General features: G+C 42.5%; 13 protein-coding genes. 9 read left to right on the plus strand and 4 right to left on the minus strand.

The genetic code is table 11. The annotated features are described in order from the left end of the window. The first annotated feature begins 21 nt into the window (after positions 1-21). The 8 genes from ACE2AL_RS19970 to ACE2AL_RS20005 all read left to right on the plus strand — a co-directional run bounded on the left by ACE2AL_RS19970 (position 22) and on the right by ACE2AL_RS20005 (position 7,730). Positions 22-1,191 carry a nucleotide sugar dehydrogenase gene (locus ACE2AL_RS19970; protein ID WP_375083793.1) on the plus strand — a complete coding sequence of 390 codons (1,170 nt, stop codon included), beginning with the start codon at positions 22-24 and terminating at the stop codon, positions 1,189-1,191. Position 1,192: 1 nt separating this feature from the next. Then, positions 1,193-1,951 (plus strand): glycosyltransferase family 2 protein, encoded by a 759-nt coding sequence (locus ACE2AL_RS19975; protein ID WP_375083794.1) that lies wholly within the window; start codon positions 1,193-1,195, stop codon positions 1,949-1,951. Between the two features lie 115 nt (positions 1,952-2,066). Further along, entirely contained in the window at positions 2,067-3,218 is a 1,152-nt protein-coding gene (locus ACE2AL_RS19980; RefSeq protein WP_375083795.1) for a polysaccharide export protein, read from the plus strand. Positions 3,219-3,223: 5 nt separating this feature from the next. Then, positions 3,224-3,652: a protein tyrosine phosphatase gene (locus ACE2AL_RS19985; protein WP_349422700.1), complete on the plus strand. Its 429-nt coding sequence runs from the start codon at positions 3,224-3,226 to the stop codon at positions 3,650-3,652. 35 nt (positions 3,653-3,687) lie between these two features. Then, positions 3,688-5,766 carry a polysaccharide biosynthesis tyrosine autokinase gene (locus ACE2AL_RS19990; RefSeq protein WP_375083796.1) on the plus strand — a complete coding sequence of 693 codons (2,079 nt, stop codon included), beginning with the start codon at positions 3,688-3,690 and terminating at the stop codon, positions 5,764-5,766. Between the two features lie 17 nt (positions 5,767-5,783). Further along, positions 5,784-6,809 carry a UDP-glucose 4-epimerase GalE gene (gene galE, locus ACE2AL_RS19995; RefSeq protein WP_375083797.1) on the plus strand — a complete coding sequence of 342 codons (1,026 nt, stop codon included), beginning with the start codon at positions 5,784-5,786 and terminating at the stop codon, positions 6,807-6,809. A gap of 142 nt (positions 6,810-6,951) precedes the next feature. Then, complete coding sequence (gene trmL / locus ACE2AL_RS20000) at positions 6,952-7,455, plus strand: tRNA (uridine(34)/cytosine(34)/5-carboxymethylaminomethyluridine(34)-2'-O)-methyltransferase TrmL (RefSeq protein ID WP_206085996.1); 504 nt, start codon at positions 6,952-6,954, stop codon at positions 7,453-7,455. Positions 7,456-7,565: 110 nt separating this feature from the next. Beyond that, positions 7,566-7,730, plus strand: a complete 165-nt coding sequence (locus ACE2AL_RS20005) for a hypothetical protein (protein ID WP_272574389.1) — start codon at positions 7,566-7,568, stop codon at positions 7,728-7,730. Positions 7,731-7,781: 51 nt separating this feature from the next. Here ACE2AL_RS20005 and cysE read toward each other — a convergent pair whose 3' ends face one another. The 4 genes from cysE to ACE2AL_RS20025 form a co-directional block, all read right to left on the minus strand. Then, positions 7,782-8,603: a serine O-acetyltransferase gene (gene cysE / locus ACE2AL_RS20010; RefSeq protein ID WP_375083798.1), complete on the minus strand. Its 822-nt coding sequence runs from the start codon at positions 8,601-8,603 to the stop codon at positions 7,782-7,784. Positions 8,604-8,665: 62 nt separating this feature from the next. Further along, entirely contained in the window at positions 8,666-9,694 is a 1,029-nt protein-coding gene (gpsA, locus tag ACE2AL_RS20015; protein ID WP_206085793.1) for an NAD(P)H-dependent glycerol-3-phosphate dehydrogenase, read from the minus strand. After that, positions 9,694-10,170 (minus strand): protein-export chaperone SecB, encoded by a 477-nt coding sequence (gene secB, locus ACE2AL_RS20020; RefSeq protein ID WP_206085785.1) that lies wholly within the window; start codon positions 10,168-10,170, stop codon positions 9,694-9,696. The genes gpsA and secB overlap by 1 nt, the downstream gene beginning before the upstream one ends. Positions 10,171-10,775: 605 nt before the next feature. Next, complete coding sequence (locus tag ACE2AL_RS20025) at positions 10,776-11,213, minus strand: rhodanese-like domain-containing protein (protein WP_206085783.1); 438 nt, start codon at positions 11,211-11,213, stop codon at positions 10,776-10,778. Positions 11,214-11,648: 435 nt separating this feature from the next. On the opposite strand from ACE2AL_RS20025, the gene envC reads away from it, so the two are divergent. Continuing rightward, complete coding sequence (envC, locus tag ACE2AL_RS20030; RefSeq protein WP_272681560.1) at positions 11,649-12,941, plus strand: murein hydrolase activator EnvC; 1,293 nt, start codon at positions 11,649-11,651, stop codon at positions 12,939-12,941. Positions 12,942-12,952 lie beyond the last annotated feature (11 nt).

Genomic DNA, 12,952 nt, shown 5'->3' on the forward strand with positions numbered 1-12,952 from the left:
ATTTAGAACTAGGAATTTATAATGTTAAAAATAGCAATCGCAGGCACCGGCTACGTCGGCCTATCTAACGCCATGTTACTGTCACAACACCACGAAGTGGTTGCGGTGGACATCATCCCTGAAAAAGTGGCGATGTTAAATAATCATCAATCACCGATTGTTGATGCCGAAATTGAACAATTTTTAACGAAAAAAACACTCAATTTCCGTGCCACAGAAGATAAAACAGAGGCCTATACTGGCGCTCAGTACGTCATTGTGGCTACACCAACTGACTATGACCCAAAAACCAACTATTTCAATACTAAATCGGTGGAATCTGTTATTCATGATGTAAATGAAATCAACCCAACCGCCACGATTATCGTAAAATCGACCATTCCTGTTGGGTTTACCGCGCGTTTGCGGGAAGAGTTTGGCTACACTAACGTTATTTTCTCCCCTGAGTTTTTACGTGAAGGCCGTGCTTTGTGGGATAACTTGTACCCGTCCCGAATTGTGGTCGGTGAGCGTTCTGAGCGTGCGAAAATTTTTGCGGATTTGCTGTTAGAAGGCGCCATCAAAAAAGACGTCCCGGTGTTATTTACCGATGGCACTGAAGCCGAAGCGATAAAACTGTTTGCCAACACTTACTTAGCGATGCGAGTGGCGTATTTTAATGAGCTAGACACTTACGCAGAAAGCCGCGGTTTAAATGCCCGTCAAATCATCGAGGGTGTTTCATTAGACCCACGTATTGGCAGCCATTATAACAACCCATCATTTGGTTACGGCGGTTATTGTTTACCGAAAGACACCAAGCAGTTATTAGCCAACTACGATGACGTGCCGAATAACCTGATTAACGCCATTGTTGAATCAAACCGTACCCGTAAAGACTTTATTTCCGATGCGATTATCGCGAAAGCGCCGCGTAAAGTCGGTGTCTATCGTCTAGTGATGAAGGCGGGCTCAGACAACTTCCGCGCCTCTGCGGTGCAAGGTGTGATGAAGCGCATCAAAGCCAAAGGGATTGAAGTGGTGGTGTATGAACCAGTGATGAAAGAAATTGAGTTTTTCCATTCAAAAGTGGTCAATGACTTGGCTGAATTTAAAAACCAATGCGATATCATCTTAGCTAACCGTATGGTGCCTGAAATCGAAGATGTGGCGGATAAAGTCTATACTCGAGATTTGTTTGGTAACGATTAAAATGAGTATGGTAATCGATAAGCCTTTAGTTTCTGTCATTATGCCCTGCTATAATGCACAAAATAATATTCTGAATGCTATCCAGTCCGTTCTCACTCAAGATTATCAGAACTTAGAACTAATTATTATTGATGATTCTTCAACAGATGATACGATTAATATCTTAAATCAACTAAAAGATCCTAGAATTAATCTAATTGTCTCAAAGAAAAATCAAGGGGCTGGTGTATCCCGTAATATTGGAATTGAGCAAGCCAAAGGCCGGTTCATTGCTTTCTTAGATAGTGATGATTTGTGGCTAAAAACAAAATTAAGTGAGCAAATTAATTTTATGTTGGAAAACAATTACCGATTTACTTTTAGTTACTACCAACATTTGAGTGAAGCTGGACTAGGAAAAATTATTACTGCACCTAAATTCACCACTTATCATAGATCGCTATATGGTAATGTAATAGGCTGCTTAACTGTAATTTATGATACTGCACATTTCGGAAAGCAATATATGCCTTTGATCCGTAAACGGCAAGATTTTGGCTTATGGTTAAAATTGCTTTCATTAGAAGAAAGAGCCTACTGCTATCCAAAAGTGTTAGCTCACTATCGTACTGATTCAGGGATGACTCAAAACAAATTGAATGCGGCTAAACATCAATGGTTATTTTATAGGGACACATTGAAGCTGAGCATTATTCGATCTACTTGGTATTTTTCATTTTATTCTCTTTATGGCTTTTTAAAGCATTATACCTCAAGATAGTAAAAAGCTTAAAAGAAATGCTACTAAATACATTTGTATCGAAGTAATATCAATTTTTAATAATAATACATCTAAACCAATATTTTTACATATTTATTATAGGAATAGCTCATTTATGAAGCTGAAACGCCTTTCTATTACTGTACTTATGCTAGCTGCATTAACAGGCTGTACAGTCACCCCTGGTGCCTATATGTCAACTTCAGGCAAAAATGTTGTTGATACGGGTGACCGTGACATTACTAAATTGGTTGATATCTACCCAATTTCACCAAAGTTGTTGGATGATATGTACACTGCACCCACCATTGCTAAACCGAATGCGCAGTTAGAAAAACAGCTGACTCACTATGAATACCGTGTAGGTGCGGGTGATGTATTAACCATTACGGTTTGGGACCATCCTGAACTGACTATCCCTGCGGGTTCATACCGTAGTGCGCAAGATTCCGGTAACTGGGTGCATTCAGATGGAACCATCTACTACCCGTATATCGGTAAAGTTAAGGTTATCGGTAAAACTGTCACGGAAATCCGTACCTTAATCAGCAACCGCTTAGCCACCTATATTGAATCCCCACAAGTGGATGTCAGTATTGCCGCCTTCCGTTCGCAAAAGATGTATGTGTCTGGCGAAGTCGCCAAACCGGGTACATTACCTATCACTAACGTGCCTTTAACTATCTTAGAAGCCTTTAATAATGCGGGCGGTTTAACGGAAAAAGCCGATTGGGATAATGTGGTGCTAACCCGTAATGGCAAAGAAATTAAAGTGTCATTACAGGATTTAGTCCAGTATGGGGATTTAACTCAAAACTACCTGATGCTACCAGGTGATGTGCTGTATGTGCCGCGTAATGACTCACAAAAAGTGTTTGTCATGGGTGAAGTCGGTCAACCAACCACACTGACTATCGACCGTGCAGGCATGAGCATCACTGAGGCACTAAGTAAAGCCAGTGGTCTTAACCAAACGACCGCTAATGCAACAGGGGTATTTGTTATTCGCCCAATTAAAAACCAGCCAGCGGAAGACAAAGAACTCGAAGCACTATTACCGAAAAAAATGGCCGCTGTCTATCAGTTAGATTTATCGGATGCAACATCACTTGTGATGGGTACTGAATTTAAACTGCAACCTTATGACTTAGTGTATGTTACCGCTGCGCCTGTAGTACGTTGGAACCGCCTGATTACCCAACTGTTACCAACTATCGCTTCATATAATCAATTGACCGAAGGTACCAAGCGTATTCACGACTGGTAATCGATATGTTTAATAATATTCTCGTTGTTTGTATGGGAAATATCTGTCGCTCTCCTACGGGAGAGCGTTTATTGCAACACTATTTTCCCGAAAAAACTGTTCATTCGGCGGGTATTATCGCCAAAAATGACATGCCAGCCTATGACAGTGCCATCCGGATTGCCGAGCAACATAGTCTTTCCCTTGAAAACCATCAATCACGTCGGTTAACTAGCGAATTATGTAAAAAAACCGACTTAATCCTAGTGATGGAAAATGATCATATTGCTAAAATCCACCAGCAGTTTCCTGAAACTCGCGGTAAGGTGATGTTATTTGGGCAGTGGATCAATAAAACCGAAATCCCAGATCCGCACAAACGCAGTGATGAAATGTTTGAGCACGTTTACCAGTTGATGGAAAAAGCCGCGATTGCTTGGCAAGGCAAAATTTAATTTTATTTATTGGATGACTTAACATTTAACCTATTATGAACACAACAAAAAATAGCTCCCCAGCCTCAGATGAAATTGATCTGCTCGCCCTGTTTAAAGTTTTGAAATCCAACTCGATAAAAATTGGGTTTTTTACCGTTATCTTTGCAGCCATTGCAGTGGCTTATAGCCTACTCGCAACACCGATTTACCAAGCCAATGCCACACTGCAATATGATAAATTAGGGCAAGTCTCATTACTTGACCAAATGAGTGATGTGATGCCATTTGGTAACAGCAATAACCAAGTGGATTCCGAGATTGAGGTGATTAAGTCCCGCATGGTATTGGGCAAAACCGTTGCAGACCTCAATTTAGACACCCAAACAGCCCCTGAAGGCTTTATCAGTAAATTACTTGGTGAAGTAGCACCCGTTCAGGTTGACCTGTTCCAATTACCTGAGAACCTGATTGGCCAGCCATTTACCCTGACTTATTTAGGGGATAATAATTATTCCCTAAATGTGGACGGCCAAGTGTTACAAGGTAAGGTGGGTGAAGTTCTGAAACAAGGTGAAATTAACCTATTAATTTCCAGTTTCGCGGCTGAAACTGGTGAAGAGTTTTCACTGGTTAAAAACGCCCGTTACTCCACCATTGAAGACTTACGTAATACTTTGACTATCGCTGAAGTGGGTAAAGGTACTGGTATTATCAGCTTAGCCATTAAAGGTGCGGATAAAGTTGAGAATGTTAACATCCTCAACAGTGTTATCCAAAACTATGTAGACCAAAATACCGAACGTAAAAAAGAAGTAACTAACAATACGCTCGTATTCTTAGATGACTACTTACCTACGATTAAAAAGAAATTAGATAACTACGAAAACCAGCTCAATGCCTTTCGTAAAAAGAATGAATCAATTGACCTCTCTTTAGAGGCCAAAGCCGCTTTAGATACTGCATTGCAAGTAGAAGAGAAACTTAACGAACTCACGTTTAAAGAGGTGGAAATCCAGCAACTGTATACTCGTAACCACCCCGCTTATCAGTCGCTGTTAGATAAACGCCAACAGCTGTTACGTGAAAAAGAAAAAATCAGTAAAAATATTCAAAAGTTACCCAATACCCAACAAGAAATCGTCCGTTTAACCCGAGATGTGGAAGCAGAGCAAGCTATCTATACGCAGTTAGTGGCGAAGCAGCAGGAACTTAGCGTATTGAACTCCGGTATTACGGCAGATGTGCGTATCATTGACTCCGCTGAGTCACAACCAAAGCCTGTAGCACCGAAAAAATCACTGATTGTGGTACTTGCCACTATCCTTGGCTTTATTATCGGCTGCGCGTATGTAATTGCCCGTGAGTTCTTTAATAATAAGATTAAGAGCACGGAAGATATCGATGCATTGGGTGTCAATGTCTACGCCACCATCCCATTCTCTACCTATGAGAAAAAACTGATTGAGGCGGGCAATAAGAACCCATTAGCGATAGAAAACCCAGCGGATACCGCCGTTGAAGCTATCCGTTCATTACGTACCAGTGTTTATTTCTCGGTAATGAACCAAGGTAATAACTTGGTGATGGTCACCAGTGCGTCACCGGGGGTAGGGAAAAGCTTTGTCACCTCCAATATGGCGGTGGTACTGGCTAACGCAGGTAAAAAAGTATTATTAATCGATACGGACTTACGTAAGGGCCGTTTGCATAAAGCTTTTGGCTTAAGCAACAAAGCTGGGCTATCCGAATATTTATCACAACAAAGTTTAGAATCGCCAACTATTCACGCTAATGTGATTGAAAACCTCGATGTGATTTGCCGTGGTAAAAATGTTACTCACTCTTCTGAGTTATTAATGGGTGAGCGCTTTAAGCAGTTACTGGATAAAGTGAAAAACCAATACGATATTGTGGTGATCGATACCGCGCCAATCTTAGCAATTACTGACTCAGCGATTATTGGTAAATATGTCGGTACATCACTACTAATTGCATTCTACGGCGTTAATACGGTGAAAGACGTGGATTTATCACTCAAACGCTTTAAGCAAAATGATATCGAAATTACCGGTGTAATCCTCAATGGTATTGATGCCAGATCGGACGATTATAACTACCACTACGAATACTAAGGCTCAGGAAATTTGAGATGGATGGCAAACAGGTTTTAGTCACTGGTGGTCTTGGCTACATTGGTAGCCATACCTGTGTGCAGATGATCCAGCAAGGAATGCAACCGGTTATTTTAGATAACCTGCATAACGCTAACCTTGAAGTGCTTAACCGTATTGAAGCGATTACAGGCACAAAACCTATATTTTACCAAGGGGATGTGCGCGATAGCCAAATTTTAGACACTATTTTTGCCAATCACCAAATTCATTCAGTGATCCACTTTGCAGGCCTCAAAGCCGTAGGTGAGTCGGTTGAAAAACCGATTGAATACTATGATGTTAACGTCAATGGCACACTGGTATTAGTGGAAAGCATGAAAAAAGCGGGTGTAAAAAGCCTGATTTTTAGTTCATCGGCAACCGTATATGGCGAACCTGAACATATCCCATTAACAGAAGAAGCATCGGTGGGTAATACCAATAGCCCGTATGGTACCAGTAAATATATGGTTGAGCGCATTTTGACTGACTTAAATATTGCAGATAGCGAATGGTCTATCTCATTACTGCGCTATTTTAACCCTGTAGGTGCTCATAACTCAGGTTTGATGGGGGAAGACCCGAATGGTATTCCAAATAATCTGACACCATTTATTGCGCAGGTCGCGGTAGGTCGCCGTAAAGAGCTCGCGGTGTTTGGTGGAGACTACCCAACTAAAGATGGTACGGGTGTGCGTGATTATATCCATGTGATGGATTTAGCAGATGGCCATATTGCTGCTTTAAATAAAGTTAGTCAGCAAGCTGGCCTGCATATCTATAACTTAGGAACAGGGACTGGGACAAGTGTCTTGGAAGTCGTTGCTGCCTTTGAAAAAGCAGTTGGTAAACCCATCCCTTATACTATTTCAGCACGTCGTCCTGGTGATATTGCAGAATACTGGTCAACGCCAGCGAAAGCACAACGTGATCTAGGTTGGACAGCAAAATACTCCATCCAAGATATGGCTGATGACGTTTGGCGCTGGCAGTCCATGAACCCAAATGGTTATAAAAGCTAACCTCAATTAGCAACTTTAAAAGCGCGCCTCTGTGGCGCGTTTTTTGTTTTTAGCACGCAACTAAAAGTTCCGCATGAAAATAATGCGATTTGCGCGTACACTCTTCCCATCATTTTTATCATCACAATATCAGTTAAACGCTATGCCACACATTGTTTTATTCGAACCTGAAATCCCACCAAACACGGGTAATATCATTCGCCTCTGTGCCAATACGGGCTTTAGTTTGCACCTTATCCACCCGCTCGGGTTTACGTGGGATGATAAACGCCTGCGCCGTGCTGGGTTAGATTACAGTGAATTTGCCGATATCAAACATCACCATGATTATTATGCATTTTTGAAAAGTGAAGGGCTAAACCCGGATAATAACCAATCTGAAAGTGGGGCGCGCGTGTTTGCCTTAACCACCAAAGGTAAGCCAAGCCACAGTAATGTCAGCTATCAAGAAAATGACTATTTAATGTTTGGCCCTGAAACGCGCGGGTTGCCACCTTATGTGCTCGACAATATGCCAATGGAGCAAAAAATTCGCATTCCAATGTTGGCCGATAGCCGCAGTATGAATTTATCCAATTCAGTGGCCGTGGTGGTGTTTGAAGCATGGAGGCAGTTGGGTTACCCAGGAGCTCTACTAAAAGACTAGAATTACTCGATATACCTCAAGCGGTATGAGTGTGGCTTCACGCCAATACCCAAGCTACATACCGCTCGAATTATTTAGAGGATAGCTCTAAACATAAGCGAGATATATCCATGAAAGAGACAGTCATTAAACAATCTAAGCAACCCACTAATACACCACTGGATAATATCGATGAAACCACTTATTTATTACGTTCACCCGCTAATGCCGAACATTTAAATAAATCGATTACTCAGTTTAAAATGGGAAATATGTTTAAAAAAACATACTATTGAAGAATAGCAACGATAGTGAGCAACTCACTATCTTTTACGCCTACCCACAACTCAAATCCCGTCCCCATATTCAAAACCCCAAATACTGCCATTAAAGTTTTGATCCATTTCTAAGGATGGCTTATCGCTGGTTGGTTTGCCAACAATGCGTGCAGGAACCCCCGCCACTGTGGTATGAGGAGGTACAGGGTGAAGAACAACCGAACCCGCGCCAATTTTTGCGCCGCGGCCGATTTCGATGTTGCCTAAAATTTTTGCCCCTGCCCCAATCATTACCCCTTCCCTGACTTTGGGATGGCGATCGCCACAGGTTTTGCCTGTCCCGCCAAGGGTAACCGACTGTAAAATCGACACATCATTTTCCACGATGGCGGTTTCACCAATCACAATACCCGTTGCATGGTCGAGCATGATGCCACAACCAATACGAGCAGCAGGGTGAATATCCACACCGAAAGACACTGATATTTGGTTTTGTAGGTAAACCGCGAGTGCTTGGCGGCCTTCTTTCCACAGCCAATTGCCAATTCGGTAAGCTTGCAGCGCATGAAAACCTTTCAAGTACAGTAACGGCGTGGAATATTTATCAACAGCGGGGTCACGTAGGCGAACCGCGGCTAAGTCCATTGCTGCAGAGAAAATCATGCCTTCGTCATTGCGATAAGCTTCTTCAACAATTTCACGCACTTCAAGCGCTGGCATAATCGGCGAGCTCAGTTTATTGGCTAGCATATAACTGAGCGCACTGCCCAAGTTGTCATGCTTTAATAATGTCGCGTTAAAAAAACTGGCTAGGAGTGGTTCGCAGTCAGCAAGCGACTTCGCTTCTTCTTTAATGAAGCCCCAAATTCTATCCAATTCTTCACGCGACATAATCACTCACCTATCTATTTTTATATTTACCCTATTATGTAACTTAACCAGACTAATTTTTATTAATCCTGCAGTTTTGGCATATCTGCAATTTCATCTTTCGTCGCTCGGCCTAATAGCGCTTGCGCCGCCTCTAACACATTTTTATGACGGTAAAGGATTTGATAAATTTGCTCTGTAATTGGCATTTCGACACCCGCGCGTTCAGCGAGTGCACGGACTTCTTTGGTATTTCTATATCCTTCAACCACTTGGCCAATCTCTTTTTCCGCTTCTTCAACGGTAATACCATCGCCGAGCATCATGCCAAAACGGCGGTTGCGGGATTGGTTATCGGTACAGGTTAACACAAGGTCGCCTAAGCCTGCCATCCCCATAAAGGTTGCAGGGTCAGCACCAAGGGCGGCACCTAAGCGGCTCATTTCAGCTAAACCACGGGTAATCAATGCAGTACGTGCGTTTGCCCCAAAGCCCATGCCATCAGAAATCCCCGCACCGATTGCGATGACGTTTTTTACTGCGCCACCCAGTTGCACCCCAACCATATCCGGGTTTTTATAAACACGGAAACTTTTGCCACAATGGAATAATTGTTGTAAATCATCACCAAATTGGCTGTCGCTCGCCGCTACAGAAATTGCCGTTGGTAAACCTGCGGCTAATTCTTTTGCAAACGTTGGGCCAGATAATACCGCCAGAGGAATTTCATTGCCTAATACCTCACGTGCCACTTCTTGCAACAAACGGCCAGTATCCCTTTCTAAGCCTTTCGTTGCCCAAATAATGCGGGAGTCAGGTCGTAAATAAGGTTGGATTTGTTTGAGTACATCACCAAAAACATGGCTCGGTACGACTATCAAGATATTGGGACTCGCCTCAACGGCGCGTTTTAAGTCCGTTTCGAGAGATAAACTATCAGGGAAAGAAACGCCAGGCAAAAACGCCTGATTGCTGCGATCTTGTTCTAATTGATGAATGTGTTTTGGGTCATGGCCCCATAACACCACCTGATGTGCATTACGTGCAAGTGTAATGGCTAAAGCGGTGCCGTAAGAGCCGGCACCGATCACTGTCATTGAAGCAGTATTCATTAAGCGTCCTGTTGAACTTCTGAGTTCTGCGCTTGTTCACCTTGTTGCTGCTGTAAATAGTTCATGAACAGTGCATCAAAGTTAACTGGCGCTAAGTTCAATTGTGGGAATGTACCACGGCCCACTAAGCTGGTGATCGCTTCACGTGCATATGGGAACAGAATGTTCGGGCAGTATGCACCTAAGCAATGCGCCATTTGAGTGCCTTCGATACCTTCGATAGAGAAAACACCGGCTTGCTGGACTTCACACAGGAAAGCGGTTTCTTCACCTAAAGTTGCTGTCGTAGTGACACGTAAAACAACCTCATAAACGCCTTCTGACAGCTGAGTTGAAGAAGTATCTAAATCTAATTTAATTTCTGGCTGCCATTCTTGTTGAAAGATGTGCGGCGCGTTAGGTGCTTCAAATGAAACGTCTTTTGCGTAGATACGTTGAATTTGAAAAACCATTTCTGAGTTGTTTTGTTCTGACATAAGTTTAGTACCTTTTAACTTCCATATGAATTTTCCCTGTTATTCTTTGAGCTACAGGGGTGTTCGCTGCATTGCGCTACCCAAGTCACATACTGATGTATGCTCCTTGGATATCTTCACTTGCTGCCTACCTGTAGCCCAAATAATTTAAGGGAAACCCTGTTATTCTGAGCTACTGGGGTGTTCGCTGCATTGCGCTACCCAAGTCACATACTGATGTATGCTCCTTGGATATCTTCACTTGCTGCCTACCTGTAGCCCAAATAATTTAGGGGAAACCCTGTTATTCTGAGCTACTGGGATGTTCGCTGCATTGCGCTACCCAAGTCACATACTGATGTACGCTCCTTGGATATCTTCACTTGCTGCCTACCTGTAGCCCAAATAATTTAAGGGAAACCCTGTTATTCTGAGCTACTGGGATGTTCGCTGCATTGCGCTACCCAAGTCACATACTGATGTATGCTCCTTGGATATCTTCACTTGCTGCCTACCTGTAGCCCAAATAATTTAAGGGAAACCCTGTTATTCTGAGCTACTGGGGTGTTCGCTGCATTGCGCTACCCAAGTTACCTATTGATATAGGCAGCTTGAGGTAACGGTAACTACTTCTTACCACGAGCCAGTGGAAGGTTTTCACCTGCCCAACCAGCAATCCCTTCTTTCAGGACAAAGACTTTTTCAAAACCGTGTTGCACGAGTTGCTCTGCGGGTTTGTTTGATTCCATGCCACTTGCAGAAACGATAATCACAGGTTTCTGTTTGTGTTTATCTAACTCACCTAAATTATTATCTTTAATTTCAGACGGCGTTAAATTAATAGAATCAATGATATGGCCTTTACGGAAGTCGTCACGAGAACGCAAATCCACAATAACCGCTTCTTCTTTATTAATCAGTGTAATCGCTTGTGAGCGAGCAATCACTTTCGTTTTAGAAAAGAGGCCTTTAAAGGTCATGACGACCACAGCAACTAATAGCGCTATCCAAACCAGACTCAATAACATGTTCCGGCTTACAAATTGCATGATTTCTTGGATCATGGGGGGCAATCACTCCCGTTAGTTAAAATCGAATATCAAAGGGTTCAGAGTATACCTGTGTGTTGAGCTAATTACAGCCAATTCACGCAAACTACTGTGTTTTTTTTGCGGTAATGTACGCAAAATTAATACCATTTTACTGAAAAATAGAATTTCTTTCTCGAAGCGGTACGCAAATATTTTACCATAAACATGCCTAAACGGGACTAACCTGTAGATTAAATAGGCGTTCAATAATAAAAAACCGTTCAAAACTAGCTATACAAAATAAATCAGTGATAATAAAACTATATTATTTGACTTAATTAGCCTTTGTTTCAGGGCAAAAGTCCGAATTTATAAGTGTTTTCAATACTATTTATTAGAGAGTGCTGGAAACCATCACTTGCAGATGAAATAATCAGTTATTGCATTTAATTGAGGTGATCTATCACAATGGCCAATACACAATATCGAATGAAAACAACATTTCTTCGTCAGGCTATTACATCCGCCCTACTTGGTTTAGGGCTCTTTGCGCTTGCCCCTACACATACCGCTTTCGCAAACCAGATCACTGAAAATAAAGGGCAATTACACGATTTACTCAAAAGTATTGCTGAAAAAGAAAAAAGTGTTAAAGAACAGCAGGCTAAGCGTTCTAACTTACTGGAACAGCTCAAACAGCAAGAACAAAGCATTTCCGCTGCGGGGCGTAGCTTACATGAAACACAAAACCAATTAAAACAGCTAGATAAAGAAATTGTTTCCTTAAACAACAATATCAAACAGCTACAAACTAAGAAACAACAACAAGAAAAAATGCTTGCAGATCAGCTCGATGCCGCTTTTCGTTTAGGTAAACACCAAGGCCTAACCCTGATGTTTAAAGGGGAAGAAGGCCAACGGGAAGAGCGTATCTTGGCGTACTATAGTTATTTAAATCAAGCGCGTGAAAAAAACATTGTTGCACTTGAAGAAACAACTAAAGAGCTACAACAACAAAAACAATTAGAACAAAAAAAACAGGCGGAACAAAAAAGTACACTTACCCGCCAACAACAAGAGAAGCGTAAATTAGATAACGCCCGAGCCTCTCGGCAAAAAACCCTGACAGCCCTTGAAAGTACCTTAAAAGAAGACCAAAAAAATCTCGCGGTTTTAAAACAAAATGAAGCAAGGTTGCGTGACAAAATTGCTCGTGCAGAACGCGAAGCCAAAGCCAGAGCCGAACGCGAAGCCAAAGAAGCGGCACGTATTCGCGCCCAAGTGGCAGAAAAAGAACGCCAAGCAAAACAGAAAGGGGCGACTTATAAACCTTCTGAAAGTGAGCGATCACTTATGTCCCGTACAGGTGGTTTAGGGCGTCCCGCAGGCCAAGCCATGTGGCCAGTTCGTGGCTCCCTACTTCACAATTATGGTGATGTCATTTCTAGCGAACTACGTTGGAAAGGCATGGTTATTGCCGCCAATGAAGGCACACAAGTCAAAGCCATTGCAGATGGCCGAGTTTTACTGGCAGACTGGCTACAAGGTTATGGCCTTGTTGTGGTCGTTGAGCATGGTAAAGGTGACATGAGCCTGTATGGTTATAACCAGAGTGCCTTAGTCAATGTGGGCCAAGAAGTTCGTGCTGGCCAGCCAATTGCTCTAGTCGGTAGCAGTGGTGGCCAAGAGCGACCATCCTTGTACTTTGAAATTCGCAGGCAAGGTAAAACTGTTAATCCTCGCCCATGGTTAGGAAGATAACCCAGAAAACT

Source organism: Providencia xihuensis (assembly GCF_041953405.1).
GTDB lineage: Bacteria > Pseudomonadota > Gammaproteobacteria > Enterobacterales > Enterobacteriaceae > Providencia > Providencia vermicola.

What these genes read in the sequence shown, in the direction of transcription:
- secB (WP_206085785.1), bottom strand. Translation starts at nt 10,170, where the DNA reads ATGTCAGAACAAAACAACTCAGAAATGGTTTTTCAAATTCAACGTATC.
- cysE (WP_375083798.1), bottom strand. Translation starts at nt 8,603, where the DNA reads ATGTCGCGTGAAGAATTGGATAGAATTTGGGGCTTCATTAAAGAAGAA.
- ACE2AL_RS19980 (WP_375083795.1), top strand. Translation starts at nt 2,067, where the DNA reads ATGAAGCTGAAACGCCTTTCTATTACTGTACTTATGCTAGCTGCATTA.
- ACE2AL_RS19990 (WP_375083796.1), top strand. Translation starts at nt 3,688, where the DNA reads ATGAACACAACAAAAAATAGCTCCCCAGCCTCAGATGAAATTGATCTG.
- ACE2AL_RS20005 (WP_272574389.1), top strand. Translation starts at nt 7,566, where the DNA reads ATGAAAGAGACAGTCATTAAACAATCTAAGCAACCCACTAATACACCA.
- ACE2AL_RS19970 (WP_375083793.1), top strand. Translation starts at nt 22, where the DNA reads ATGTTAAAAATAGCAATCGCAGGCACCGGCTACGTCGGCCTATCTAAC.
- gpsA (WP_206085793.1), bottom strand. Translation starts at nt 9,694, where the DNA reads ATGAATACTGCTTCAATGACAGTGATCGGTGCCGGCTCTTACGGCACC.
- ACE2AL_RS19985 (WP_349422700.1), top strand. Translation starts at nt 3,224, where the DNA reads ATGTTTAATAATATTCTCGTTGTTTGTATGGGAAATATCTGTCGCTCT.
- galE (WP_375083797.1), top strand. Translation starts at nt 5,784, where the DNA reads ATGGATGGCAAACAGGTTTTAGTCACTGGTGGTCTTGGCTACATTGGT.
- envC (WP_272681560.1), top strand. Translation starts at nt 11,649, where the DNA reads ATGGCCAATACACAATATCGAATGAAAACAACATTTCTTCGTCAGGCT.
- ACE2AL_RS20025 (WP_206085783.1), bottom strand. Translation starts at nt 11,213, where the DNA reads ATGATCCAAGAAATCATGCAATTTGTAAGCCGGAACATGTTATTGAGT.
- ACE2AL_RS19975 (WP_375083794.1), top strand. Translation starts at nt 1,193, where the DNA reads ATGAGTATGGTAATCGATAAGCCTTTAGTTTCTGTCATTATGCCCTGC.
- trmL (WP_206085996.1), top strand. Translation starts at nt 6,952, where the DNA reads ATGCCACACATTGTTTTATTCGAACCTGAAATCCCACCAAACACGGGT.